The organism is Winogradskyella pulchriflava (genome assembly GCF_042434315.1).
In the GTDB taxonomy this organism is placed as follows: Bacteria; Bacteroidota; Bacteroidia; order Flavobacteriales; family Flavobacteriaceae; genus Winogradskyella; species Winogradskyella pulchriflava.
This window is the reverse complement of sequence record NZ_JBHLTQ010000003.1, coordinates 196,602-223,041: the sequence shown is the minus strand read 5'-3', so window position 1 is coordinate 223,041 and position 26,440 is coordinate 196,602. Positions and strand designations below refer to the sequence as shown.

Below are 26,440 nucleotides of genomic sequence, written 5' to 3'. Positions count from 1 at the left end.
TATTTAAGGCTTCCATTTTGGAAGCCTTTTTTATTTTTCATCCTGAACTTGTTTCAGGATATAATTATTAAACTAATACTTAGCGGACTTCCCTCTAGGTAGAGAACTTTCAATAAATTCCCTTAAATCATCATTAGCTTTAATTAAATCCTCATTACGTAAATACATCATGTGTCCACTTCGATAACCCTTAAACGAAAAACGGTCTTTCATCTTTCCGCTTGGGTCAACTTGCCATTGCGAGTATTTTGCCGAGAAATACGTCGTAGCACCATCATAATAACCAGATTGGGTTAATACTTTAAGGTATGGATTTTGTGCCATAGCTTGCCTTAAATCTTCTCGGGTATCATCATTAGTTCTGTCCCAGTTACCAACATTGCCAAACACATTGTATTTTACATCGGTTTTAAAGCCTAATTCATTCTGAATGTAATAGTTAATCGCAGGAGTAAATGAATGCAGCCAAGAGGTAAGTTCAGCGCTGTAATCCGGACTTGTGCCAGTTTCAACCTTGTCAATTCCGATATATCTAGAGTCTAATCTTCCTATTGTTTCACCTGTTTTATCACGTAACAATTCTTTCCAAAAAAAGCGATTAGGAACATCGAGGTTTTGTTGTAAAATCACTTTGGTGGATAAGCCTGAATAGTAACTCATCTGTTTTGCAATAGCATTCTTTTCTGTTTCGCCAATAAAACCACCTTTGGCAAGAGCTGGCATTAAATCATTGATGGCAAAGTTTTCTGCTTCAGGTAAAATTTCTAATAAATCTTTGGATTGCAATTCTGGCGCTAACATTTTATGATACCAAGCAGCAGCAGTATAGTACGGTAAATTTAAACTCGACGACAAAGGACCACCAACACGCAACACTTTATAATCCGCAGGTGAGACCAATATAACACCATTGAGATACATCCATTGGCTGTTTTGAAGCTCTAAGGATAAACCCATAACTCGTGTGCCACCATAGCTTTCGCCAATAATATATTTTGGAGATTCCCAACGGTTATGACGCGTGGTAAAAGTATTCATCCAACCAGCTAGGTATTTGATATCTGCATTAACACCAAAAAAGAGTTTATCGTCTGGCATTTTTCCGTCTTTACCTGCTACTTTTCTTGAGTAACCTGTATTTACTGGATTTATAAACACAATGTCAGCCACATCCAAAATAGAATTTGGATTATCCTTTACTCCATAAGGTTGTACAGGATGACCTTCATCATCAATTTTTAAAATCTTTGGACCAGTATAGGCAATGTGCATCCAAACGGAAGCAGAACCAGGACCACCATTAAAGGAATAAATAATTGGTCTGTTGTTGCCTTTACTGTCATTAGTGCGTTTGTAATAGGTATAATATAATGATGCTATAATGTTGCCTTCACTGTCCCAAACCGGTTGAAAACCCGTTTCTGCTTTGTAATTAATTTGCTTTCCTTTTATGGTTACCGTACCATTACTTACGTATGATGTGTCTGTGGGAATTTTTAAATCTTGGGAAAAACTAAGGCTTATAAAAGCTAGTAGAAGTAATGTTAGTTTTAGTTTCATGTTTTTAATCTGTTTTTTTGAGATACCAGATGCTGAAACGAGTTCAGCATGACAACGGTTTTTAAAATAAATGTCCAATACCTTTGGCTTGTCATCCTGAACTTGTTTCAGGATCTTTTATAAAAATTAAAGATATAAATAATACTTGTTATTCTTAATTATATATAAATTCACTGTTAAGAATAAGGTTCCTGTCTTCACAGGAATTTAAAACCCTTCAAAAACTCCCAAACCAAATAATGCAAAATCATATTTTACAGGATCACTTGGGTCTAATTTTCTAAGGTTAGTGTCCAATTCCGCTAGGGCTTTACCATCATTTTGTTTGCGTTTTAGTAAACCTAGTTTCCGCGCCACATTGCCAGAATGTACATCCAAAGGACAGCTGAGTTGAGCAGGCGAGAGACTTTTCCAAATGCCAAAATCTACACCAGCATTGTCATTGCGTACCATCCAACGGAGATACATATTAATACGTTTGGCTGCTGAATTTTTAAGCGGATCACTCACATGCTTTTTACTACGCTCTAAATGTGGTATGTCAAAAAACAACTTTTTGAACTCATGAATACTATGTTGCAAAGAATTTTGCGCAGCATATTTTGAAAAAACCATTTCTAAGCTTTGATGTGTTTTGTAAATATGTTGCAGACTCTTCATAAACTGCTTTAAATCTTCACTATTAAATGTTCTGTGAACAAAACCATCAAAACGGTCTAGGTCTGCATCTTGGTGTTGGGTTACAAACTCAAAAGGGGAGTGGTCTAGCAAATCCATCATGCGATTGGCATTGTTGATAATACTTTTACGATTTCCCCAAGCTATAGTTGCGGTTAAGAAAGCTGCAATCTCAATATCCTCTTTTTTAGAAAATTCATGAGGCACTTGTATAGGATCGCTGTCAATAAACTTTGGGTTATTGTATAGTTTTACTTTTTCGTCTAGGAAATCTTTAAGTTCTGCTTTTTTGAGTTTCAATGCTAAGAATAGTTTTAGCAAAAATAAGCCATCTTTTGTTTAAGATTACGTAGTTCTACGTATAGCTATTATCTTTATAAAAAGTTAACTTGCTTAACGTTTGATATATATGTCATTAAAACAACGTCATATCATAGCTTTAGCAACAATTAAAACAAAATAAAATGGAACGATTCTATTATGTAATTTTAGCAATATTCTTTTTTAATATTCTTCAAAGTCAAAATATTGAAAAATCCATTGATAGTTTAATGGCAATCCAATCTTGGAATGACAAACCTGGTGTTGAAATATTCATCAAAAAGAAATCTGAAGTACTTTATCAAAAAGCTTTTGGAAATTCCGATATAGAATCAAATATTAAACTTGAAATAAACTCGGTTTATGATATAGGCAGTGTTAGTAAAGAGTTTACAGCTATTAGTATTTTACAATTAGCCGAAAGAGGACAACTTGAGCTAACTGATGATGTTAGAAAATTCATACCAGAATTTCCAACTCAAGATAACATTATCACTATTGAAAATTTACTAACCCATACTTCAGGAATAAAAAGACATACAAATATAAGTTGGGCTGAAAATGAGGCTAGTAAGCAGTTTGAAAATAGCATTAACGTAATTAACTATTTTAAACAGGATTCATTAGATTTCGTACCTAATACGAAGCACTCGTATGTAAATATGAATTATATACTACTGGGTTATATTATAGAAAAAGTTTCTGGAAAAACATATGAAGAATATATTAGAAATAATATTTTCGAACCATTAAATATGTCAAATACTTTCTTTGGTAAAGATGGTCAAAGCATAGTTAACAAACCGAAAGGTTATGAAACGAAAAATAATGACTTCGTTCTACACAGACCACATTCATATAGTCAATCCAAAGGACCAGGTGGCATTCATAGTACCGCTGCAGATTTAGCAAAATGGTATGAGGGACTCACTCAATTTAAAATTATTTCAAAAGAATCACTTTATAAAGCATGGCAACCATATAATGTAAATAATGAACAGCTATCAAATTATGGATATGGTTTTTATACCGATAAAAAGTTCGGGAAGCTTTCTGTATTTCACAATGGTTTCATCTTTGGGTATTCAACTTCCGACCTATATTTTCCAGAAGATGATTTATTAATTTTAGTATTTTCTAATATTAGTGATATAAATAGTATCAATACGAATAAAATTGCATTTGATGTTGCATCTGTAATTTACGAAGACTCAAAGGTTAAGCTAGATGCAGAATTACTTGATTCTTACGTAGGAAATTATAAAATGGATAAAGGATTCATAGTAACTATATCTCGTAAAGGTTTGGTACTTTTTATTTCCTTTGCTGGTGGACCTGCAGATGAACTATCTGCTAATACAAAAACCAAATTTAGGGTAAAGGACTTTCCTGCCAAGGCTGAATTCATCCCATCCAATGATGGTGGAAAGATGAAGATATTCCTTTCAAATGGAGCTGAACAATATTATGGGACAAAAGAATAAATACTGTTGCCAATAACGTGCTAAACATATACAAATACGCTAAGCATACTTGTAATTTTCAACAATAAACACAATCCTCAAAAAAATATTTAATTAAAGTATTAGGGAAATTACCAACTCAGTTGTTATATATAAAAGGCAACATAGTTTTTAGTTGTATTGATTAATAGAGTTAAGCGGCTTGTTTAAGAACAGGTCGCTTTTCTATTTTACAGCAATCATACTAATTTCAACATTTACAAACTTAGGCAAGTTGGCCACTTCAACGGTTTCTCTGGCTGGTGCTGTGGCTTCATTAAAATACTCTCCATAAACGGCATTGATTTTTGCAAAGTTGTTCATGTCGCTAATAAAAATGGATGTTTTTATGACATTTTCAAAAGTCAAATCTGCAGCAGCTAAAACGGCTTTCATGTTTTCCATTACTTGCTTGGTTTCCGCTTCAATGGTATCTGTAATCAGTTCCATGGTTTCTGGATGCAAGGCAATCTGTCCAGAAGTGTATAATGTGTTTCCAGATAAAACGGCTTGGTTATAGGGACCAATTGGCGCAGGAGCATGAGGTGTGTTTATTATTTTTTTCATGTTTACTTACTGCGAAAGCAGGAATCTTTTTAGAGGTTAGACAATACACCAAATTTAAAAGAATTATTTCAAGAATGGTTACCAATAGATATAAAAAAAGAGACTGTCTAAAAAGTCTTAATTTGTCACACTGAACTTGTTTCAGTGTCTAGATTAATATCTAGGATATCAATTATTATAGATTCTGAAACTAATTCAGAATGACAGTAAGATTTACTTTTTAGACAGCCTCTTGCTATTATTTAAATAGCTACAAGACTTAGTTTCCTGCAGACAAGTTTTTCATTTCTTGTTCAACCATTTCGTAAAACTGATCGATTTTTGGCAATACAACAATACGTGTACGTCTGTTTTTTGCTCTATTTTCAGCAGTGTCATTTTCTACTAATGGCACGTAAGAACTACGACCAGCAGCAATTAACTGTTGAGAGTTTACTCCTAAACTTTCTAAAACTCTAACTACTGAAGTTGCACGTTTTACACTTAAATCCCAGTTGTCTAATAATGGAGGCTTGTTATAAGGTACATTATCTGTATGAGACTCAACCATAGCTTCAAAGTTTGGTTTGCTGTTGATGACTTTAGCAACTTTAGCTAAAATCTCGTTAGCTCTTGTCGTTACGTTGTAACTTCCACTCTGAAATAATAATTTGTCAGCGATAGAGATAAACACCACACCTTTTTCTACATTAATCTCAATGTCTGGATCGTTGATACCAACTTCTTTTTTAAGACTTGTAACAATAGCTAAGGTTACACTATCTTTTTTAGTTAAAGCATCTTGTAATCTTGTGATTTTTAAATCGCGTTCTTTTAAGCTTTCTAAAGACTTTTCAAGGTTTTCAGCACCTTTTTGCGTTAGCGTTGTTAGGTTACCTTTAGTATCAATTAAATCTTGATTTGCTTTACGTAAATCTGCCAATTGATCTTTCATGGTTTCTACACGTGCATTGGCAGCTGCAGCATCAGAAAGACATTTATTTAATTTAACTGTCGCAGAATTCAACAAATCTTGGGTTTCTTGGTGTTCTGCTTCAAGTGCTAGATAATCTTTCTTAGACACACAAGATGCCAACACCATCATTGAACAAACACTTAATAACATTAGTTTTTTCATAATTTGAAATATAGTTTTAATTGTTAATTATAACATATCAAAATTATGTAAAAGAAAAGTGCATTATACATGGATTAACAAAAATTTTAACAGTTTTATAAACAATTAAAATTTTGTTCGCTTTTTTATGAAGTAAGACCAGACAATAGACTTGGTTTTATAGTAGTTAGAGCGTTTTGGTAATTGTTTGCGCTTCTTTAAAGTTCTGCCTAAGTTCATATAGAAAGCACCATGAGCTTTAAGAATGGCATAGAAATACTGTGGTTTTAACTGTAACAGAAACCGAAATGCTGCAATACCATCGAGTTTCATCCTCACTACTGTTCTTATAAATACATTGGAATCTGTATGTTTTACTAAGGTAAATAGGCTATTTCTAAAATTAAGGTATGTTTTTTTAGGACTGGTATTGCTCAACGTGGCACCACCAACATGATATACTGTAGAATGACCAACATATTTGGTGTTGTGGTTGGTGTTAAAAGCGCGCCAGCATAAATCAATTTCCTCCATATGCGCAAAATAGGTTTCGTCAAATCCGTTCAGGCTTTTAAAAGTTGCGTTTTTAATAAAAAAACATGCACCAGAAGCCCAAAAAATATCCATAACATCATTGTATTGACCTTTGTCTTCTTCGATAGTATCAAAGATGCGACCACGACAATAAGGGTAACCGTATTTGTCTATAAATCCACCAGCAGCACCAGCATATTCAAAATGCGTTTTGTTTTTAAAGTCTAAAATTTTAGGTTGAATAATTGCCGTTTTTGTATCCGCATTAAACACGTCTATGATAGGCTGAAGCCAATTTTCGGTAACTTCAATATCGCTATTCAAAAGGCAGAGTAGTGGTTCTTCAATATATCTAAAAGCATCGTTATAGCCTTTGGCATAGCCACCATTTTCTGTATTCTGAATTATGGTAACGGTTGGGAAATGCTCAGAAACAAAAGCAACAGATCCATCCGTTGATGCATTATCGGCAACATAGATTTTTGCGTCGTTAGAATAGTTTATAACTGATGGTAAAAACTGTTTGAGCAAGGCTTTACCATTCCAGTTTAAAATAACGACTGCTATATCTTTAGTTTGATACATTTATTCTGTGGTATAATTAGGAATGTCCTTTAAAAACGCATAACGTTCCTTTTCCATATCCATTTGGCAATAATAATGATTTATCCCATTGGTTACCATTAAAAACTCAGCATTTAAGCTTAAATTGTATCGTGCAATTTGGTCAAAAGTGGTTTGGGTGATGGCAATATTATGCGATTTGCATTCTACAATTAAATATATGCTACCATCAGGATTAAAGATTACAATATCATAGCGTTTTTTTAATCCGTTAATGGTCAGTTCCTTTTCAACATTGATTAAGGATTTAGGATAGTTTTTTTCGTTAATGAGATAATGTACACAGTGTTGTCGTACCCATTCTTCGGGTTGAAGTATGATGAATTTTTTCCGAATGACATCAAAGATAGAAACTTTATTTTCTGTACTTTTGAAACGGTAATCAAACTTTGGAAAGTTGAGTTTTTGCACGTGCTTTGAAACTGTAATTTTTTCAAAGTTAAAGTAGATTAACGCAAATCACAATCTTTAAATCCCAAAATCCAAAAAAATGAGTGTTTAGCTAACAGAAACCTATTGGAATTTGGAATTTAGTTTATTGGAATATTAAGAATTTTGGACGAAGTAAAACAATTAGTTACTGCAATAAAAAAAGGTGATATTAAGCCTATCTATTTCTTAATGGGTGAGGAGGCGTATTATATAGATAAGATTTCCGATTTTATTGAGGATAATATTTTGGATGAAGCTGAAAAAGGCTTTAACCAAATGGTGCTTTACGGTCGTGATATAACTATTGATGATATTGTGAGCAATGCCAAGCGCTATCCTATGATGGCTGAGCGACAAGTGGTTATTGTAAAAGAGGCACAAGACTTAAGCAGAACCATTGAAAAGCTCGACCAGTATGCTAAAAATCCTCAACCTACAACGGTTTTGGTCATTAACTACAAGTACAAAAAACTAGACAAAAGAAAAGGACTTTACAAAGCACTGAATGCCAATGGTAGCGTAGTTTTTGAAAGTAAAAAGCTATACGACAACAAAATACCAGATTGGATAAGACGTGTGCTTAAAGGTCAGGGTTATGATATTTCGCCAAAGGCTGCCCAAATGCTTACAGAATTCTTAGGAACTGATTTGAGTAAAATTAGTAATGAGCTCAATAAGCTTAAAATTATTCTGCCTAAAGGCACACAAATTACACCAGAGCATATTGAAGAAAACATTGGTATTAGTAAAGACTTCAATAATTTTGAATTGCGTAAAGCCATAGGTGAGCGCAATGTGGTTAAAGCTTATCAAATAGTTAAATATTTTGGAGATAACCCAAAAGACAACCCAATGATTGTTACTGTAGCTTTGTTGTTCAATTTCTTTTCACAGTTGTTGCATTTGCATGGTATGTCTGATAAATCTCCCAGAAGTGTTGCTTCAGCATTAAAAGTGAACCCTTATTTTGTAAATGAGTATTTAACAGCAGTTCGTAATTACCCGATGAAAAAAGTGAGTTCCGTTATAGCGATATTGCGCGAATTTGATGGTAAGATTAAAGGTGTTGGCTCTAACGCTGTACCACAAAGAGATTTGCTAAAAGAAATGTTGGTGCGGATTTTAGGATAGATTCTCTGTGTCTTCTTATGCTATTCAACAACCAATCGCTTGGTTACCGATTTTTTTGTTGAAGTTTCTTCAATTTTTATGAGATATACACCAGAACGTAAATCGGAAATATCAATGTGTTGCTTATTTGATTGCTTCACCAATTGACCAGTGATATTATAAATTTTGGTTTTTAGTGCATCATGACTCAGTGTGATTGCTTTTTTTGCAGGATTGGGATAGAAGGATATGTCAATACTGTCAACTTCAGGAGTACTTAAGGTAGACGTATTGAAACTATAGAGTCCAGAAGCAAAAGACGAATTTTCTTCTGCTGAAACATAGTATTCATCAGCATTAATAGAGATGACACCTTCTACTTGAGGTGAATAATTTTCTGGTACAGCAATAGAAGTTTTAGCGATAGTTCCATTAGAAAACAAACCCGAATTAAAACCACTTAGTAGAATTAAAAATGCTCCGTTGGCATCATAGCCTATAAGCGCAACAGAATTACTTAAAGCATTGTATGTAGCTCCAGAGATAAAACCTTGAGGATTAAAACTATCTATCATAGAAATACTATGCGTACCTGGTGTTTTTGGTAATTCGTAAATGTTGGTATGACCATTAAGCCAGTTTTTAGTAAAGATATAAAGCTTATCATTAAAATGAATTAGGCCTTCAGCATCAAAATTAGTGGCTAGAGGACTAGGTGTAAAATCGGTTTGATTGCTATAGCTAAAATTAATAACATCTGCAGTTACAGAGGTACTTGCAAAATAGTCAGCAATAGTGATACGATAGACTTTTAAATTGGTACGATGCCCTTGATAGTTGCCAAAATCACCAATATATATGTAAGTGTCGTCATGCGTTAAATCTTCCCAATCTGTATTGCTGGCATTTGTAACGGTTACAGTTCTGGTTACAGCACCAGTAGTTGTATCCACATCAAACAATTCATTTGTTGTTGCGGAATCGTTGTGTGTTATCAAGGTATTGTTAAGATAGAGTAGGCCTGAGGTTTCATTTACTGTAGCATCAAGCGCAGTTTCTAATGTGAATTGTTGTGCACTAATTCCCAAAACCGAACATAAAAAAATGACATTGAAGCAAACAGACTTTATCATAAAAACATTTTTAGTAGCCTTTAAATGTAGTCAATATCTCTATTTAGAAAATAAAAAAGTATGTGATTCACACTTATTTAGGGTGAAATGTAAGTTTCTTGATATTAAAAATCGAGTAAGCGATGATAGTGTAATAATTCTTCGTCATTGTTTGGAAGGCTACCTGTTCCAATTAATATAAAACCCAAACGCTCCAATAAGGTTCTGGAAGCCCTATTTTCTTCCAAGGTGTAAGCACTTAACTCTGTTAATCCATAATTATATTTACCAACGTGCATTAGTTTATTTGCTGCTTCAAAGGCATAACCTTTACCACGATGCGCTGGTAAAAAAGCAAAACCAATATCAGGATCATCTTTTCCTTCTCTATGATACAAACCACAAGTACCAAGTTTTATATGGTCTGCTTTTCTAATGATAACGTTGTTGGTGTAACCATATTTTTGCAGTTGGGGGAATGCCTTAGCTGTGATATAAGCTTCAGCCTCTTTAACGGTTCTTACATTTCGGTCACCAATAAACTGAATCCATTTGGGAGTGTTCATTAATTCTAAAATAAAAGGAGCATCTTCAATACTAACAGGTCTGATGTCCAATCGTTGCGTATGGAATGCGCCAAAGTTTTTCAAATGCTTTAGGATTTAGTTTTTTAGTAAGCTTATTATGCACTTAAAACTAATTTAGGAAAAGAAAATGAGTTAAAGGAAATTTAGAGGATAAATACCATGAACAATTACTTTTAGACCGAAATGAAATAAGTATTTATTCAAATACTTATTGTTCCTATAACCATTGAATATTATATCTTTTTTGACAGTTGAATCTCAAATATTTAAAATGTCAATTTGACATTTATTTAATAAAAAGTGTAATAATTCTGAAATTTTGACATTTTTTATTGCTGTTTTAGTAGAAAATTTATGCAAAAATGTGATTTGTTTATTTTGGTATTTTAATTGCAATCTATTATATAAATCAAAAGAAATGATTTACAACTTGAATTATGTTTAACTTAAATTTTTAAATTATGAGCAATTTAGTAAATGTTCCTAAAAATGGAAGTTTAGCAAACTCAAATTCAAACGTAAACTTCCCAACTTGGCCTTCATGGCTAGATGAGTTATTTAATAGAGATTTATCGACTGTATTTACTTCAAATTTTAATACAGGAATTACTTTACCAAAAGTAAATATTAAAGAAACAGCAGATGCCTTTTTGGTGGAAATGGCAGTTCCTGGTTTAAAAAAGTCAGATTTCCATCTTGAAATTGACAATCAGGAATTATCAATATCTACGGAGAAAAAGGAAGAGAATGAACAAAAAGAAGAAAATTACACTCGAAGAGAGTTTGGTTACTCTTCGTTCAAACGAACCTTTACACTACCAGAAAGCGTTAATGATGAAGAAATAAATGCTAATTATAAAGATGGCATTTTAAGCATTTTTTTACCTAAAAAAGAAGAGGCAAAACAAAAGCCTGCCAGAAGCATTAAAATTTCATAATTGTAGCATTAGATTCTTAACCAAGTTGTTAGTATAGGACTGTATTTCAGTCTTGTACTAACAATTGATTTTTAACTATTTAATTAAATATTGTTATGTTAAGAAAATTTAAACCTGGTGATTGGGTAAAAGTTAAAGGAAAACTTACAGCGCCTAAAATGCAAGTTATCAAGTATATACCAAAAAAGGATCCAATACTTGGTTTAGTTGATAATGACAGTTATTTGGAATGTGTTTGGTATAAAAATGGTGAGCGAAAATCTGACATATTTCACCAAAATAAATTGATTAAGATGGTTGCAACTGGCGGTTTATTTGAAACATTTTTAATGAATCCAAAATTAAGATTAACTCAAAATTTAAAGTGATGAAAAAATATGTTTTATTATTCATGGCTGGCTTATTAAGTTTTAGTTGTAGTGGACAGAATGAGGAAACAAAAAAAACAGAGGCAATAGATGATAAAGCAAAGACAGCGGAGCAACCAAAAGGTTCTTGGAAAGTTGATAAAGAATTTGACGAAAATGGAAATTTAATAAGGTATGACAGTATTTATTCTTGGTCTTCTAGTAATAATTTCAATGAGCTCTCGTCTGTAGAGCGAGATAGCTTGTTACAGTCTTTTAAATCAAGGTTTTTTACGAGTTTTTCGGGATTTGAAAACCAAGGTTTTGAAGATATTTTTTCTCAGGATTCACTTTTTGCAAAGCGCTTTTTTAATGATGATTTTTTTAGAAGTGATTTTGGCAATGACTTTTTGAATATTGATAAAATAAGACAGCAAATGATTGAAAGGCAGAAGAAGTTTTTAGAAAAATATCAGTCAGAATTTATTAAACCAGAAGACGAAAACTAAAAAGTTTTCGTCTTTTTTTGTTCAGTATCACTATTTCATGTAAGGTTAAAACTCAGCTATGATTATTTTTTTCATGCCCATCATTTTTTTAAAAGCACCTGGTTTTTTGTTGAGTTCTTCCCAATTTTCTGGACATACTTGCCAGCTCAATCCATATTTATCCTTGAGCCATCCGCAAACGCTTTCTTCTCCACCATTGGCAGTAAGTGTATTCCAGTAGTAGTCTATTTCTGCTTGGTCTTTACATGGTATCATAAACGAAACAGATTCATTGAATTTAAATATAGGACCAGCATTGATGCCGATAAAGCGCATTCCTAAAATTTCAAATTCAACTGTAAGGACCTTACCAGCAAAGTCTTTTTGAAATTCTGCTAGTCCATCAGCTTCTGTTTTAGGGTAATAAGTCGTCTTTAAAATTTTACCGTCAGGGAAAACAGTCGTGTAATATTCTGATGCTTCTTTTGCGTTTCCGTCAAACCAAAGGTTTGGGATTATTTTCTGTGTATGTTTTAAAGATGTATCCATTGTTTTTTGTTGTTATTTAATTAGTACTGCATACTTTTCTCTATTTTCATAGATTACCCAAAGGTTTATGACAAGTAACACCAACACAAGAGGTAAACCAGATGGTACAGAAATGATGTTTGTTAAAAGTATGCCAATCATTACTGGAAAAATAACGATGGCACCAAGCGCTCTCGTTTTGGGAATAGCAAATAATAAGCCACCAAGAACTTCTGCAAAACCTACCAAAGACATAAGCCAACTTATCTCCATAAATGCACTCATTAATTTTACCATATTTTCAGGTAAATCTTCAGGAACTGGCATGTAATTGAAAAATTTATTCAATCCTGCATTGATCAACATTAGTCCAAATAACAGGCTTAGAACGAAAATTATTTTCTTTTTCATCTCTTTATTTGGTTAAGGTTAGTAATAATTCATCTAATTTTTCAAGCGTTGCCATCATACCTTCTTCCATGCCCATATTAATAACGGTTTCAAGGTCGCTTAACGAATCATAAGTTACCACAGTTGTGACAGTAGAGTTCTCGCCTTTGTTGTTAAAAGTCACTTTCCAATTGGCTGTAGGAAGCTCTTGATTTATGACACCTTCGCTATCGCTAAACGCATCAATTGTACGATAATAATCAATAGGGTTTATATCGTAATACTCAGTGTAACCCCAATATTCAGTACCTTCTGGGTCAACCATGGCATAGTGCCAATGTCCACCATTACGAAAATCCATAGATTTTGTTTTAGTGGTAAATGGTTTTGGTGCAAACCATTGATCTAATAATTCGTGTTTGGTGTAGCAGTCCCAAACTAATTGTCTTTCTGCTCTAAACTCACGAACAATAGTGAGCGTATTATTTTCCTTATCTACAAGGAAGTCGAATTGCAAATTACCTTTATTCATACCGTTTGTCTTTGTTTTATTTATAGTGATTTTTTGAGCTTATTTATTCTATTTTTTCAACTATTGATTTCTAAAAACTTTTTAAGAGAGATATTAATAGCTTGATTCCATCCGTTTTCAAAATTATGAACAGCCAATTCAGGAATATCGGAAGGGAACGAATCCACACCTGTATGTGTCAATTTCAGTTTTGTGCCATTATCTTCTTCGAATAATTCAAAGGTTACGTACGACATTCCGCTATAACCATCATATTTCCATGAGTACGTCAGTTTCTTTTTCGGAACAACTTCTGTTATTTCGCACAAGTGTTTCCATTGCTTTTCACCTGGTTCTCCACCCCAAAACTCAAACTTAAACCCAACAACGGTCTTGAATTCTTCTACATCAAAATACCATTGTTTCATTAATTCTTTTTCTGTTAGGGCTTTCCATACCAATGCTAAATCAGCATCAAAAACACGTTCTACTATTACGCTACTATTGCTCATTTTTGTCGTTTTTAAGTTTTGATAATAAATTGTCCAATTGATCAAAACGATTTTCCCAAATTTTCCTGAACTGCTCCAGCCATTTATCGATTTCTTTCATTTTATCGATTTTTAGCTCGTAGTAAATTTCACGACCTTGTTGGTTTGCTTCTACGAGGTCACATTCATTTAAGATTTGAATGTGTTTTGAAATTGTTGGTCTTGCAGCATCAAAGTTTTCGGCAATTGCACCTGCAGTCATTGCCTGTGATGTTAACAATACCAGTATTGCTCTTCTAGTTGGGTCTGAAATGGCTTGAAAAATGTCTCGTCTTAATTTCATGTTCTAATCTTTATTTTATTTATGTCACCTGTATCATCCTTTTCAATTATGCCGTTCATTACAGAAATAAATCACATAGATAATCTTTTGTGAAGTCATTTGACTACAAATATATATGAAGTCATTTAGCTACACAAATAATTTTAGTTTTTTTTAGGAATGAAATGTGGATTTGTCAATTAAATGGCTATTTATTTAAAAAACGATATGAGCTTTTCCACGGCTTTACCTCGATGACCAATTTTGTTTTTTAGTTCTAAATCCATTTCAGCAAAAGTCTGCTCAAAACCTTTTGGTTTAAAAATAGGATCGTAACCAAAACCTTTATCTCCATGTTTTTTATTGGTAATTTCACCTTCACAGATTCCGGTAAAAGTTTCAATTTTTCCATTGATATGCAACGCTATTACGGTCTTAAATTGTGCTTTGCGAGAAGTTTTTCCATCTAGTTCAGATAATAATTTAGACATATTGTCTTCAGCATTTCGTTGTGGGCCAGCATAACGTGCCGAAAACACACCTGGTTCTCCGTTTAGCGATTCAACCTCCAAACCTGTGTCGTCGGCAAAACAATCATAACCGTAATTGGTTTTAATATATTCTGCTTTTTGTATAGCATTGCCTTCAATGGTTGGCTGCGTTTCTGGTATGTCTTCAATACAAAGTATATCTGCTAAACTTAATAGTTTTATATGGTTTGGTATTAAAGCCTGAACTTCTTTGAGTTTATTGAGATTATTGGTAGCGAAAACAAGTTGCATGAAGCATAAAATTTTAGATATCCAAATATACACTATGTATAGTTTATTGGAAATTAATATGTGTGACAGCATCAAAATTTAATTCTTTTTTATGATAAATATCAGAAGTGAAATGACTCAAATTTTGTATCTTAGAGAAACGATTAATTTTTAAAACAAGATAGATTATGACGGTAAATTTTCAGTATGTTAATACAGATGTTAGTGATACATTATCAGCTTTCACAACAAAAAAATTAGAAAAATTAGCAGATAAGTTTGAATTTCTAATTTCTGCTCAGGTATATATTAAACACGATGATAATAAGCACGATGCTGGTAAGATTTGTAATATAGAATTAAGTTTACCAGGTCCAAGAATTTTTGCTACGTCTAATGAGCCAACTTATGAGATAGCTGTTAATGAAACGATTAACGATTTAACACGCCAACTTAAAAAGCGTAAAAAAGTTTATAAAGTGTATTAATTAGTTTGTAATCAAAGTCTCAGTTTTATGTAATTTTATAGAACTGAGACTTTGTGTTACCTATGATGGTAAGGCTCATTTCTTAAAATAGTAAACCCTCTGTACAATTGTTCAATAAAGAATAAGCGTACCATTTGGTGAGAAAATGTCATTTTAGACAATCCTAGTTTTCCGTTAGCCCTGTTGTAAAGCGCGTTAGAAAATCCGTATGGTCCACCTATAACAAATATTAGGGTTTTAATACCAGAGTTCATGTGTTTTTGCAGGTAAGATGAAAATGCAACAGAGTCCATTTGTTTTCCGTTTTCATCTAGTAGAATTAGTATGTCAGAAGTTTGGGTTTTTGCTAAAATAAGTTCGCCTTCTTTATCTTTTTGTTGAGCTTCAGAAAGGTGTTTTACGTTTTTTATATCTGGTATAATTTCAAAATCAAACTTAATATAAAAGCTTAAACGCTTTGTATAGTCTTCAATTAGCGTAATTAAATTGCTATTGTCGGTTTTGCCAATGGCTATGAGTTTTATTTGCATGTTCAAATTTACGATTTACAAATTACGATTTTCGATTTTTCTGATTACAATTCGTAAATCTAAAATCGCATATCGTCAATCTATTTCCTATTTTTACACTAAATAAGTTTTTAAATGATTTCACAAGAACAATTTAACATAGAAATAGAAGGGATAATTGCCAATGCTATAAGAGAAGATGTTGGTGATGGAGATCATAGCTCTTTGGCATGCATACCAGCTTCTGCTCAAGGCAAAGCTAAACTTTTAGTAAAAGACAAAGGTATTATTGCTGGTGTAGAGTTTGCAAAGCAAGTGTTTGCCTATGTTGATGCCAATATGAAAGTAGAAACCTTAATTGCAGATGGCAGCAAAGTAAAGTATGGAGACATTGTATTTTATGTAGAAGGTGCTTCACAATCTATTCTTAGGGCAGAACGATTAGTCCTAAATGCGATGCAACGTATGAGTGCTATTGCAACAAAAACAAGACAGTTTGTTGACTTACTAGAAGGTACAGGAACTAAAATTTTAGATACACGAAAAACTACTCCAGGTATTAGAGCTTTAGAGAAATGGGCTGTAAAAATTGGAGGAGGTGAAAATCATAGATTTGCTCTGTATGACATGATAATGTTAAAGGATAACCACATTGATTTTGCTGGTGGTGTCTCTAAAGCGATTAGCCTTACAAAGCAATATCTAAAAGATACTAACAGAGATTTAAAAATCATAGTTGAAGCTCGTAACCTTGAGGAAATTAAAGAAATTCTAGATTGTGGTGGTGTTTACCGCATTCTTATAGATAACTTTAATTATGAGGATACGCGCAAAGCAGTTAAACTTATTGGTGACCAATGTTTAACGGAATCTTCAGGTGGAATTAATGAACATACCTTAAGAAAATATGCAGAGTGCGGAGTCGATTTTATATCATCTGGCGCATTAACACATTCCGTATATAATATGGATTTAAGCTTGAAAGCGGTATAATATGTCAAAGCATATTGAAGATAAATTAGATAAAATACCTGTAGTTAATTTAGTTGTTCGCTTTTTTAAGCAGATTAAATTGCCAGGTTTTGAAGGTTTATCTGTCTATGATTTACTTGAGCTTTATGCCATGGGAATTGTAAAAGGTGCATTAACTACCAGAGCTAGTGCTATTGCCTTTAGTTTCTTTACGGCTATTTTTCCTTTTTTGTTATTTGTAATTATCTTAATTCCGTACATACCCATTGATAACTTTCCTTCGGAGTTTGAGTCATTTTTAACAGACTTTTTGCCACCACAAACATCAGAATTTTTCTTTTCAAATATCTTTGAAAATATTAGTGGAAGTGGAGGAGCAGGCTTACTGTCTTCTGTATTTTTATTATCAATGCTTTTAATGGCAAATGGTGTCAATGCAGTGTTTTCTGGTTTTGAAAATTCGTATCATGAACAGCTTACCAGAAATGTATTTCAGCAGTACATGTACGCACTAGGTATTGCATTGATTTTAGCTATTTTGGTTTTGTTAACCGTTGCAGTTTTTGGTTATTTTCAGATATACGTAATAGCACCTTTGTACGAAGGTATTACAGGACAAGATGCGCTAAATAGTGATTCTGGCTTAGGCTGGATTATATTTGCCAAATACATGTTTTTTGTCATTATGGTATATCTTGCCACTGCAACCTTGTACTACTTTGGTACTAAGGAAGGACGAAACACACGTTTCTTTTCAGTAGGTGCATTATTAACTACCTTGCTCATTATTTTAACGTCTTATCTGTTTGGCATTTATATTGATAATTTTTCTAAGTACAATGAGTTGTACGGCTCTATTGGTGCACTATTAATTTTACTTTTATACTTATGGCTAAACTCTAACATATTGCTTTTAGGGTATGAGTTAAATGCTTCACTTCAGTTCTTAAAGAAGTACCCAGGTGCTAAGAAAGAGGTTTTGTGATTTTTAGAGGTTGTTATTTAGTGAGTTAGGTTTTAAATTATAAAACTGGATTGACTAGTATTTCTGCAGTTTGTCGTAAATAATTGCCTGTCTCTTATTATTTGAATTTCTTAACAAAAAGAATATTTTCTAAGTATACTAAGTTGAAATTTAAATAATTAACCACTAAATTTATTATGAAAACCAACCACCCACTAATTACATTTTGTTTTATTTTTTTAATGTCTTTTTGCTATGTCAATTCTCAGAATTTTTCTGAAAAAGTCGAAGCAATTTCCTCCAATTTTGAAACTGTAGAAGCATCTAAAGCACAATTCAGTCAGGATATAAAAGTTATTTCTTCTGGTTATGTTGTTTTAACACTAACAGAAGTAGATTCTAAAGGAGAAACTGAAACGGTCAATTATGAGTTTAGCTTTTCTGATGTAGATGTTAACACAGTAAGGGCTATTACTAAAAAAGATGTTATACTAGTTCAGTTATTGATTAATGGAAAGCAAAAGCTAATCAAAAAATCGGAAGATGGTGGTGATAAAGTGAGTTATATAGATGAGCTTTATTTGTATGCTAAGGATATAGATAATGGAAGAAATATTGCAGACGCTATCAAGGATATAATTCCGCTAAATGAAACAATAGAGAAAAATAAGCTTTCGCTTACGTCTTATTCAGACCATCTTCAATGGCTTATGGATAATGTTGTGGAAGTAGATTACTCAAAAAAGCAATACGTACAAAAAATAACAAATGATTCAAAGCTAAATGGTTATGCTAAGTTAGAGACTATTATAAACGAAAAAAGTAAATCATCAAATGAAGATTTTGAATTCAATTTTGCGGTATTGAATCCCAATAGTATAGATTTTAAAATTAGAAATGATGAATTCTACATTGAAGTTGCTACTAGAAGAAATATAAAGAATATTAAAACTTATGAGAACGATGTGCAAAACAACTTCGTTAATAAAATTGAATTTTATGCCAACAGTATAGAGAACGGTAAGGATATTTATAAGGTTTTGAAAGCTATAATTCCATTGGCAGAAGAAGCTTTTTCCAATTCAAAACCAAATATAGGGACGAAGTCTCAGGCTATTAGTTACCTCAATGGCATCATGGGACAAGTAACATCAGAAGAAAAAGCATTTACACAATCTGTAAAAGATGATTGTGTTACAGATGTAGAAGTAAACATAGTTACCAGTAAGGGTAATGAAGATAATACTTACACTTTTAACTTTATAGACATCAATAGCGATAATATAGATTACGATTCACAAAAAGACATACTCTACGTTGAGTTGCACACTAATCAAAAAAGTAAGTTTATAAAGCATGTAGAAAATGGCGAATTACAAAATTATGATGACGAATTTAAAATCTATGTAAACTCTATAGAAGAAGCCATGATTGCCAAAGAGGCATTTCAAAATATTATTAAAGAGTGTTTGGACTCAGTTAAAACTGTAGAAGGACTTTCTGAAACGCAAGGACTGCAAAAGTTGTCTGAAATAGTAGGTATAGTTAAAATTAACGAAGACACTTATGAACAAACCATAGAACTTATAGACGAAGAAGCAAAAACTATTAGGTTGACTCAAATATTTTCAAACGATAAAAAGAGTGAAGAGGTTATCTATGAATTTGGATTAAAGGATATAAATTCTAAAAGCGTAGTAATGACAACTTCAGGAAAAAATGTACTTGTAGAAATGAGTACTAAATATTTTGAAAAGATTATAAAAACCTATAAAGATGGCGAAATAAAAAGCTATGGAAATAAAATTGTTATTGAAGCATCTAGTATAGAAAATGCACGAGAGATAGTTGCTATAATGGCAGATATAACTAAGGATTAAGACTTATCATAAAATCAAAATAAATTTTTTAGCTATTAATCAATTCTTAAACTTTAAATTATGAAAAAAATACTCTTTTTATTAATGACTGTTACACTTCTATTTGCATGTAGCAGCAGTAGTGACGATTCCGATGGGTTTGGTAACTTAAATGGCACATATATTAGTGCCAGAGTAAATGGAGATTCGTTTTTGGCAAACGGAGAAGAGTTTGGAGCAGCCACAATTAGCGCTTCAATGTCAAGTTCAGGCTCATTTTTCTCATTCGGTATTGCAGGTGTTGATCTCAATGGAAGCTTAAGTGGACAAGGAGATGGCATAGTGCTTGGTTTTACAGGGCTTGATTTTGACCTTGTTGTAGATGGTTTTGAAATAGATAACCAAGTAGAAAGTGATTTTATATTCGTAGGAGCTTACGGTTCATCATCTATGGAAGAAGATGACATTGAGTTTGTAGAAGATTCTGGTTATCTCAAGGTTACTGATATAGATAAGAATGCACAAGTTATATCTGGAGAGTTTAGATTTGATGTTTATAACGCAACCAATGGGCAAACCATAGAAATTAGACAAGGTGTTTTCAATGAGATTGAATACACAATCCAAAATTGATACTTACTTAAAAATATTCAGCTATTAATTAATTCTTAAACTTTAAATTATGAAAAAAATCATTTTCGTATTTTTCATTACTGCCCTGTGCTTTGCCTGTAGTAGTGACGACGACAACTCTAGTGAATTTGATGGGTCTTTAGAATCCATTGAAGACTTTTTTAACCCAGAATTAGTACAAGCCTTACAAGATTTAGGGTTTGTGTTAAACATAGGCAACAATCCACCAGATATTGAAGGTACATATTTGCTAAGTCCTTTTGAACTGCAAGCATCAAATATTCCATCTGATATTATAGGTACTGTTATAAGTGATTATACAGCTACTTTCACCAACCAAAACTCAGGAGACTTAAGAGTAGATTTTTTAGGTGAAGGTGGATCGCAAACTGATGTAGGAACAGGTTCTTTTGTTGCTGGTGATGGAGCGCAATTTACAGTGCTTTTAAAACTAACATCTCAAATAGGTTCTGTACCTGTAGAAACCGCGTATGCAATTTCTGGAACAATGACAGAAAATGGAATTGACGATATGCAAATCGGTGGATTAATGTTAGATGATAATGGTGATCCAGAAGGTGTGTATATAGAAAACAATCAAGGCCGCGTGTTTTTTGATTCTGACGCATTCTCGCCAAGACAATAATTGGTTTAAAACCAACAAGCTATGTATGTAAAAAAACTAATTTTTTTATTAATGACTAGTGCACTTCTTTTTACTTGTAGTAGCGGAGGAGATAATTCTGATGATATGCAAGATGATGATGATGGTAATCAAGAAATTGTTGTAACAGCAAATGTAAATGGTGATGAGTTTGAAGTATCATTTGAAAATGCAATTGTAGATCTTAGCTATGCCTTTTTTAGTAATCAGTTGAGGTTTATATGCGTAACAGATACAGAATTTATGATAGATAATGAAGCCATCACTATCACGGTTTTTTTTGATGATATTGACGATTTAGTAGAAGGTGTGGAATGGGATAGCGCAGAGTTAGATTTTGTAAACACTAGCATTAGAGGTATTTATCAAGCGCAAGATGATGCTTCTGGAGAAGCTGTTAATTCAACAACCGATGATACTCTAAATGCATATTTAAAAATCACAAGTCTTGATATGGATACTATGCTGATATCTGGTGAATTTAATTTTGTTGCTCAGGATGAAGTGGATGGAGAATTAAAGACCTATACAATTTCTAACGGAGTCTTTACTGATGTAAAGTTTCAGGATGATACAGAATAAAACATAAAACTATTTCTGCTAGTTACATTTTGTAACTGTCAATTTTGATAATTATGATGAGACTTACGATGTAACCAGTTGAATTTTGAATGACATTCATTATAACATTGAATAATTTAAGATTATTAATACAAAAACATATTAATTATGAAAAATTTATTATCTGTACCGATATTGATTTTTTTAATATTGGTAACTTTTGGTTGCAGTAGTGACTCTAGTAGTGATGATGTGGATAGTGAACCAGGTGTGGCGAATTTAAGTGCACTAATAAATGGCAATTTACTTTCTTTACAAAACAGTACGGAATCGGATGCTCAAAGTGTCACTGGTGGATACTATGTAAGCAATAATATTTTTACGTTTTCTATAGCTAGTGGTGGAACATTTAATTATGGAATAGAAGGTGTAGCTTTTAGTGTTGGTGGAGAAGATTTTTCTATAATTGAAGATGGGTTTGAAATGACATTAACTAACAATAGTGGACTTTCATTTTACGGTGGCTATAGTTTAATTGTAGATGGAGAGGAAACAGCTATCGGTCCTTTTACAACACAATCAGCGTATCTTAAAATTAACTCAATTAATAAAAACACCAAAATTGTTTCTGGTGAATTTGCGTTTACACTTGTTAATAACCAAACCAACGAACAGTATGTTATTTCCAATGGTGTGTTTAACAATGTTGAATATACCACTGAATAATAATTGAATAATCTAAATAGATAAGTTAATAAAAAAACCATCTCCAATTGAGATGGTTTTTTTATTCAAACACCTTACTTTTGGTCTATGGTATATTTTATAGATGTCATACTGCCAATTCCTCTTCAAAAAGCCTTTACGTACCACATTACAGAGGCTGAAGCACAATTCCTTAAACCTGGAATGCGTGTGGCTGTACCTTTTGGCAAGAGTAAAATATATACGGCTTTGGTCTATAAAACTCATAACAATCCACCAACAGTATATGAAGCCAAAACCATTCATCAAATTTTAGATGAAAAACCTATAATTACAGAAATGCAGCTAAAGCACTGGGAGTGGATAGCCAGTTATTATATGTGTAGTATTGGTGAAGTCATGCGAGCTGCGATGCCAAATGCTTTTTTGTTAGAAAGTGAAACCATAATCTCTAAAAACGAAAAAGCAGAGGTCAATGATTCTGAGTTAAAAGACGATGAATTTTTAATTTATGAAGCGCTACAACATCAAACATCTCTAAAGATACAAGACGTGGTTTCTATTTTAGATAGAAAACGTGTGCTGCCTGTAATTAATGGATTGGTTGAAAAAGGTGTTTTAAATCTTCAAGAAGAACTTTACGAAAAGTATCAACCCAAATTGGTGCGCTATATAAAATTGCATCAAAATCATAAATCTCAGGAAAAACTTCAGGAGTTGTTAGAGTTGTTGAGTAGAGCACCAAAACAACGCGAAGTTATATTAGCTTTGTTTACAATGGAAGCATCTTCCAAAGCTCCAATTAAAGTTTCTGAATTAATAGAAAGAAGTGGTGCTTCATCATCTATTGTTAAGACTTTAATAGATAAAGCAATTTTAGAAGAATACCATATTAGAACTGATCGCATTCAGTTTGAAGGAGATGGCGATGCTGATATAAAAACATTAAACAATCCACAACAACAAGCATTTGAGGCCATTGAAACTGCTTTTGAAAATAAATCAGTGGTGTTATTGCATGGCGTTACATCTTCTGGAAAAACGGAGATTTATGTACAACGCATTCAAAAGGAATTAGAACGCGGAAAACAGGTGCTGTACTTGCTGCCAGAAATAGCGCTGACAACACAATTGGTACAACGCCTGCAAGATTATTTTGGTGATAAAGTCGCAGTGTTCCATAGTCGTTATTCAGGGAACGAACGTGTTGAAGTTTGGAATAATTTGCTCAATAATTCTGAAAAAGCTCAGGTTGTAATTGGTGCACGTTCATCTTTATTATTGCCATTCAACAATTTAGGATTAATCATTGTAGATGAAGAGCATGAGCAATCCTACAAACAATTTGATCCAGCTCCACGTTACCACGCCAGAGATGCGGCTATTGTATTGGCTAATTTGCATAAGGCAAAAATACTTTTGGGTTCTGCTACACCAAGTTTGGAAAGCTATTTTAATGCAATTCAAGGTAAATATGGTTTGGTTGAATTAAACACACGTTACAATAATGTATTAATGCCAGATATAGAATTGGTTGATTTGGCAGATAAATATAAGCGTAAACGCATGAAAGGTCATTTTAGCGACCGACTCATTGAAGAAATGACCGAAACCTTAGAACAAGGTTTTCAGATTATATTGTTTCAAAATAGAAGAGGGTTTTCTCCAATTGTAGAATGTACTACTTGTGGCACATCACCTCAGTGCCCTAATTGTGATGTAAGTTTAACCTATCACCAATATAGAGATCAATTACGTTGTCATTATTGTGGCTATAATTCTGTAATGCTTAAAAATTGCCAGGCTTGTGGCAATGCCACTTTAGACACTAAAGGCTTTGGTACAGAGCAAATAGAAGAAGAGGTGAAAGTTTTATTTCCTGAAAAGAAAGTGGCTCGTATGGACTTAGATACAACACGTGGTAAATATGGATTCGAAAAAATTATTACAAGTTTTGAGCAACGCGAAATAGATATCTTAGTTGGTACGCAAATGCTAACCAAAGGTTTAGATTTTAGATACGTAAAATTGGTTGGCATTATGAATGCGGATAATTTGCTTAATTTTCCAGATTTTAGGGCTCACGAACGTAGTTATCAACTCATGGCACAAGTTTCGGGTAGGGCAGGACGTACCGATTTACGTGGAAAAGTTTTAATTCAAACCTATAATCCACATCATAATATCTTACAGCAAGTTTCTACAAATGCTTATAAAGAAATGTATGCTGAGCAAATGAATGACAGATATAATTATAAATATCCACCAATTTACAGGCTGATTAAAATCACGCTTAAACACAAGGACTATAACCGTGTTAATTTAGCTGCAGATTGGTATGCAAAGTCTTTGCGACAAGTTTTTAAAGCTAATGTTTTGGGTCCCGAATTTCCACCAGTATCACGAATAAGAAATTTGTTTATAAAAAATATACTAGTAAAAATTCCTCAAAATCAATCTTTAACTAAGACTAAAGACGCAATTTTAAAAGTAGATAATAGTTTTAATGCTGTAAAAGACTTTAGATCCGTAAGAGTGGTTTTGAATGTAGATAACTACTAAATAAAAATCCTGAGTTGTTCTACTCAGGATTTTCATAAAATATAAATAATGTAATGCTTTACATGATAAAATAATGTTTTACATATTATTCAAAGCATCTACCAATTGTGTCTTTTTATTTCGACTCAACGGAATTTCATAAGCACCAACTTCAACATTTTTACTATTAAATCGGTCTATTTTGTCTAAGTTCACAATATATGATTTGTGAATTCTTAAGAATTTGCCCTCTGGCAGTTCGTGTTCAAAAGCTTTCATAGTAGATAATACTACAAGGCTGTTCTCTTCTGTTACAACTTTTACATAGTCGCCTAAAGCTTCAATCCACTTAATATCCTTAATATAAACTTTACGTTTTTTAAGGTTACTCTTTACAAAGATGTGTTCACCATCAGTTTCGTTAAAGTCTAGTTTTAATTTGTGTTGCTCAATAGCTTTTTCTACGGCAGTATTAAAACGTTCTTTAGTGATTGGTTTTTGAAGATAGTCGGTAGCATCGTAATTAAATGCTTTAAAAGCATATTCGGTTTTACCTGTAACAAAAATAATTTGGGGTTTGTTGTTGAGTACATCTAAGAGTTCAAAACCGTTTAATACCGGCATCTCTATATCTAAGAAGATAAGATCTACTTTGTGGGTATTAAGACCGTTTTTTGTTTCTAACGCACTGCTGTATTCTGCAATAAGGTTAAGCGAAGAATGATTCTCGATTAACTTTACTATAGAAAGACGCTGAATCGCAGAATCATCAACAACTACACAGTTTAAAGTCATAACATTAATATTTTATTAGGTTAAGATATCGACAATAGTACGATAAATTCGGTTAAAAAACAAATTTTACCGACAAACTGTAAAATTTAACACTTTCTTTAGGCGTTTTTTTATTTGTAATTTTTGAAGGTAAAAACGTTGCCAGAATTAGAATTAATGCTTATTTTTGCAGCCGTTTTATTAACAAACAAATAAATTTATTATGAATCATTATGAAACTGTTTTCATCTTAAATCCCGTTTTATCTGAAGATCAGATAAAGGAGACAGTAAAGAAATATGAGGATTTTCTCGTTTCTAAAGGTGCTAAGATGATTGCCAAAGAAGATTGGGGCTTAAAAAAATTAGCTTATCCAATCCAAAACAAAAAAAGTGGATTTTACCACTTATTTGAGTACCAAGTAGCTGGAGAAGCTATTGAGCCTTTAGAGCTGGAGTTTAGACGTGATGAGCGTTTTATGCGTTACTTAACTGTGAAATTAGACAAACATGCTATTTCATGGGCTGAGAGAAGAAGAGAAAGAAACAAACAAAAAGCGTAATTATGTCATCAATAGAACAACAAGCAAAAGGAAAAAAGGACGGAGAAATTAGATATCTTACTCCTTTAAATATAGAGACTTCAAAAACTAAGAAGTATTGCCGTTTTAAAAAGTCTGGTATTAAGTACGTAGATTACAAAGATCCAGATTTCTTATTAAGTTTTGTAAACGAACAAGGTAAATTGTTACCAAGACGTTTAACAGGAACTTCTTTAAAGTACCAAAGAAAAGTATCTGTGGCTGTAAAAAGAGCTAGACATTTAGCCTTAATGCCATATGTTGCTGATTTATTAAAATAAAATATCATAA

The 26,440-nt window shown here is 32.7% G+C and carries 32 protein-coding genes; 16 read left to right on the top strand and 16 right to left on the bottom strand.

All coding sequences use genetic code 11. From position 1 onward, the window contains the following. Window positions 1-72: 72 nt before the first annotated feature. Entirely contained in the window at window positions 73-1,560 is a 1,488-nt protein-coding gene (locus ACFFGA_RS07165) for a S10 family peptidase (RefSeq protein ID WP_386061736.1), read from the bottom strand. Between the two features lie 207 nt (window positions 1,561-1,767). Then, entirely contained in the window at window positions 1,768-2,538 is a 771-nt protein-coding gene (locus ACFFGA_RS07160; protein ID WP_386061733.1) for a TIGR02757 family protein, read from the bottom strand. 164 nt (window positions 2,539-2,702) lie between these two features. Here ACFFGA_RS07160 and ACFFGA_RS07155 point away from each other — a divergent pair, with 164 nt between their 5' ends. Beyond that, a complete protein-coding gene (locus ACFFGA_RS07155; RefSeq protein ID WP_386061730.1) occupies window positions 2,703-4,043 on the top strand; it encodes a serine hydrolase in 1,341 nt (446 codons plus the stop codon). 204 nt (window positions 4,044-4,247) lie between these two features. On the opposite strand, the gene ACFFGA_RS07150 is transcribed toward ACFFGA_RS07155, so the two are convergent. The 4 genes from ACFFGA_RS07150 to ACFFGA_RS07135 form a co-directional block, all read right to left on the bottom strand. After that, the gene (locus ACFFGA_RS07150; RefSeq protein WP_386061727.1) at window positions 4,248-4,628 is read right to left on the bottom strand and encodes a RidA family protein; all 381 of its coding nucleotides are present in this window, start codon (window positions 4,626-4,628) and stop codon (window positions 4,248-4,250) included. A 259-nt stretch (window positions 4,629-4,887) separates the two neighbouring features. Beyond that, on the bottom strand, window positions 4,888-5,745 hold the full coding sequence (locus ACFFGA_RS07145) for an OmpA/MotB family protein (protein WP_386061724.1): 858 nt from the start codon (window positions 5,743-5,745) through the stop codon (window positions 4,888-4,890). 105 nt (window positions 5,746-5,850) lie between these two features. Beyond that, window positions 5,851-6,843, bottom strand: coding sequence for a glycosyltransferase family 2 protein (locus ACFFGA_RS07140; protein WP_386061721.1), 993 nt, complete (start codon window positions 6,841-6,843; stop codon window positions 5,851-5,853). Continuing rightward, window positions 6,844-7,293 carry a type I restriction enzyme HsdR N-terminal domain-containing protein gene (locus tag ACFFGA_RS07135; protein WP_386061718.1) on the bottom strand — a complete coding sequence of 150 codons (450 nt, stop codon included), beginning with the start codon at window positions 7,291-7,293 and terminating at the stop codon, window positions 6,844-6,846. A gap of 144 nt (window positions 7,294-7,437) precedes the next feature. On the opposite strand from ACFFGA_RS07135, the gene holA reads away from it, so the two are divergent. After that, window positions 7,438-8,445 (top strand): DNA polymerase III subunit delta, encoded by a 1,008-nt coding sequence (gene holA, locus ACFFGA_RS07130; RefSeq protein ID WP_386061716.1) that lies wholly within the window; start codon window positions 7,438-7,440, stop codon window positions 8,443-8,445. Between the two features lie 20 nt (window positions 8,446-8,465). Here the strand turns inward: holA and ACFFGA_RS07125 are convergent, their stop codons facing one another. Beyond that, window positions 8,466-9,557, bottom strand: a complete 1,092-nt coding sequence (locus ACFFGA_RS07125) for a T9SS type A sorting domain-containing protein (RefSeq protein WP_386061713.1) — start codon at window positions 9,555-9,557, stop codon at window positions 8,466-8,468. Window positions 9,558-9,661: 104 nt separating this feature from the next. Further along, on the bottom strand, window positions 9,662-10,186 hold the full coding sequence (locus ACFFGA_RS07120) for a GNAT family N-acetyltransferase (protein WP_386061711.1): 525 nt from the start codon (window positions 10,184-10,186) through the stop codon (window positions 9,662-9,664). 398 nt (window positions 10,187-10,584) lie between these two features. Here ACFFGA_RS07120 and ACFFGA_RS07115 point away from each other — a divergent pair, with 398 nt between their 5' ends. From ACFFGA_RS07115 to ACFFGA_RS07105, 3 genes are all read left to right on the top strand, one after another. Further along, the gene (locus ACFFGA_RS07115; protein WP_386061708.1) at window positions 10,585-11,061 is read left to right on the top strand and encodes an Hsp20/alpha crystallin family protein; all 477 of its coding nucleotides are present in this window, start codon (window positions 10,585-10,587) and stop codon (window positions 11,059-11,061) included. A 95-nt stretch (window positions 11,062-11,156) separates the two neighbouring features. After that, entirely contained in the window at window positions 11,157-11,429 is a 273-nt protein-coding gene (locus tag ACFFGA_RS07110; protein WP_386061706.1) for a YodC family protein, read from the top strand. Next, on the top strand, window positions 11,429-11,917 hold the full coding sequence (locus ACFFGA_RS07105) for a hypothetical protein (protein ID WP_386061704.1): 489 nt from the start codon (window positions 11,429-11,431) through the stop codon (window positions 11,915-11,917). Before ACFFGA_RS07110 ends, ACFFGA_RS07105 begins: the two co-directional genes overlap by 1 nt. 45 nt (window positions 11,918-11,962) lie before the next feature. Here the strand turns inward: ACFFGA_RS07105 and ACFFGA_RS07100 are convergent, their stop codons facing one another. The 6 genes from ACFFGA_RS07100 to ACFFGA_RS07075 form a co-directional block, all read right to left on the bottom strand. Next, window positions 11,963-12,445 carry a VOC family protein gene (locus tag ACFFGA_RS07100; protein WP_386061701.1) on the bottom strand — a complete coding sequence of 161 codons (483 nt, stop codon included), beginning with the start codon at window positions 12,443-12,445 and terminating at the stop codon, window positions 11,963-11,965. Window positions 12,446-12,457: 12 nt separating this feature from the next. Next, complete coding sequence (locus tag ACFFGA_RS07095) at window positions 12,458-12,790, bottom strand: DoxX family membrane protein (RefSeq protein WP_386062415.1); 333 nt, start codon at window positions 12,788-12,790, stop codon at window positions 12,458-12,460. 49 nt (window positions 12,791-12,839) lie between these two features. Next, window positions 12,840-13,346, bottom strand: coding sequence for an SRPBCC family protein (locus ACFFGA_RS07090; protein ID WP_386061698.1), 507 nt, complete (start codon window positions 13,344-13,346; stop codon window positions 12,840-12,842). A gap of 56 nt (window positions 13,347-13,402) precedes the next feature. Beyond that, complete coding sequence (locus ACFFGA_RS07085) at window positions 13,403-13,837, bottom strand: SRPBCC family protein (RefSeq protein WP_386061695.1); 435 nt, start codon at window positions 13,835-13,837, stop codon at window positions 13,403-13,405. Next, window positions 13,827-14,159, bottom strand: coding sequence for a metalloregulator ArsR/SmtB family transcription factor (locus ACFFGA_RS07080; RefSeq protein ID WP_386061692.1), 333 nt, complete (start codon window positions 14,157-14,159; stop codon window positions 13,827-13,829). Before ACFFGA_RS07080 ends, ACFFGA_RS07085 begins: the two co-directional genes overlap by 11 nt. Before the next feature lie 191 nt (window positions 14,160-14,350). Beyond that, complete coding sequence (locus ACFFGA_RS07075; RefSeq protein WP_386061690.1) at window positions 14,351-14,920, bottom strand: non-canonical purine NTP diphosphatase; 570 nt, start codon at window positions 14,918-14,920, stop codon at window positions 14,351-14,353. Window positions 14,921-15,087: 167 nt separating this feature from the next. On the opposite strand from ACFFGA_RS07075, the gene ACFFGA_RS07070 reads away from it, so the two are divergent. Continuing rightward, complete coding sequence (locus tag ACFFGA_RS07070) at window positions 15,088-15,387, top strand: HPF/RaiA family ribosome-associated protein (RefSeq protein ID WP_386061687.1); 300 nt, start codon at window positions 15,088-15,090, stop codon at window positions 15,385-15,387. 56 nt (window positions 15,388-15,443) lie between these two features. Here the strand turns inward: ACFFGA_RS07070 and rlmH are convergent, their stop codons facing one another. Then, a complete protein-coding gene (rlmH, locus tag ACFFGA_RS07065) occupies window positions 15,444-15,917 on the bottom strand; it encodes a 23S rRNA (pseudouridine(1915)-N(3))-methyltransferase RlmH (protein ID WP_386061685.1) in 474 nt (157 codons plus the stop codon). A gap of 114 nt (window positions 15,918-16,031) precedes the next feature. On the opposite strand from rlmH, the gene nadC reads away from it, so the two are divergent. From nadC to priA, 8 genes are all read left to right on the top strand, one after another. After that, window positions 16,032-16,889 carry a carboxylating nicotinate-nucleotide diphosphorylase gene (gene nadC, locus ACFFGA_RS07060; RefSeq protein ID WP_386061682.1) on the top strand — a complete coding sequence of 286 codons (858 nt, stop codon included), beginning with the start codon at window positions 16,032-16,034 and terminating at the stop codon, window positions 16,887-16,889. Between the two features lies 1 nt (window position 16,890). After that, window positions 16,891-17,853: a YihY/virulence factor BrkB family protein gene (locus ACFFGA_RS07055; RefSeq protein ID WP_386061679.1), complete on the top strand. Its 963-nt coding sequence runs from the start codon at window positions 16,891-16,893 to the stop codon at window positions 17,851-17,853. 176 nt (window positions 17,854-18,029) lie between these two features. Continuing rightward, window positions 18,030-19,712: a hypothetical protein gene (locus ACFFGA_RS07050; protein ID WP_386061678.1), complete on the top strand. Its 1,683-nt coding sequence runs from the start codon at window positions 18,030-18,032 to the stop codon at window positions 19,710-19,712. Between the two features lie 60 nt (window positions 19,713-19,772). Next, entirely contained in the window at window positions 19,773-20,324 is a 552-nt protein-coding gene (locus ACFFGA_RS07045) for a Riean_0653 family protein (protein ID WP_386061676.1), read from the top strand. Window positions 20,325-20,373: 49 nt separating this feature from the next. Then, window positions 20,374-20,970 carry a hypothetical protein gene (locus ACFFGA_RS07040; protein ID WP_386061674.1) on the top strand — a complete coding sequence of 199 codons (597 nt, stop codon included), beginning with the start codon at window positions 20,374-20,376 and terminating at the stop codon, window positions 20,968-20,970. 51 nt (window positions 20,971-21,021) lie between these two features. After that, window positions 21,022-21,570, top strand: coding sequence for a hypothetical protein (locus ACFFGA_RS07035; RefSeq protein ID WP_386061672.1), 549 nt, complete (start codon window positions 21,022-21,024; stop codon window positions 21,568-21,570). Between the two features lie 147 nt (window positions 21,571-21,717). Continuing rightward, window positions 21,718-22,275 (top strand): hypothetical protein, encoded by a 558-nt coding sequence (locus ACFFGA_RS07030; protein ID WP_386061670.1) that lies wholly within the window; start codon window positions 21,718-21,720, stop codon window positions 22,273-22,275. 87 nt (window positions 22,276-22,362) lie between these two features. After that, window positions 22,363-24,816 (top strand): replication restart helicase PriA, encoded by a 2,454-nt coding sequence (priA, locus tag ACFFGA_RS07025; protein ID WP_386061669.1) that lies wholly within the window; start codon window positions 22,363-22,365, stop codon window positions 24,814-24,816. A gap of 78 nt (window positions 24,817-24,894) precedes the next feature. Here the strand turns inward: priA and ACFFGA_RS07020 are convergent, their stop codons facing one another. After that, window positions 24,895-25,590, bottom strand: coding sequence for a LytR/AlgR family response regulator transcription factor (locus tag ACFFGA_RS07020; protein WP_386061667.1), 696 nt, complete (start codon window positions 25,588-25,590; stop codon window positions 24,895-24,897). Window positions 25,591-25,792: 202 nt separating this feature from the next. Here ACFFGA_RS07020 and rpsF point away from each other — a divergent pair, with 202 nt between their 5' ends. Next, window positions 25,793-26,131 carry a 30S ribosomal protein S6 gene (rpsF, locus tag ACFFGA_RS07015; protein ID WP_386061665.1) on the top strand — a complete coding sequence of 113 codons (339 nt, stop codon included), beginning with the start codon at window positions 25,793-25,795 and terminating at the stop codon, window positions 26,129-26,131. Beyond that, complete coding sequence (gene rpsR, locus ACFFGA_RS07010) at window positions 26,131-26,430, top strand: 30S ribosomal protein S18 (RefSeq protein WP_386062412.1); 300 nt, start codon at window positions 26,131-26,133, stop codon at window positions 26,428-26,430. Before rpsF ends, rpsR begins: the two co-directional genes overlap by 1 nt. Window positions 26,431-26,440 lie beyond the last annotated feature (10 nt).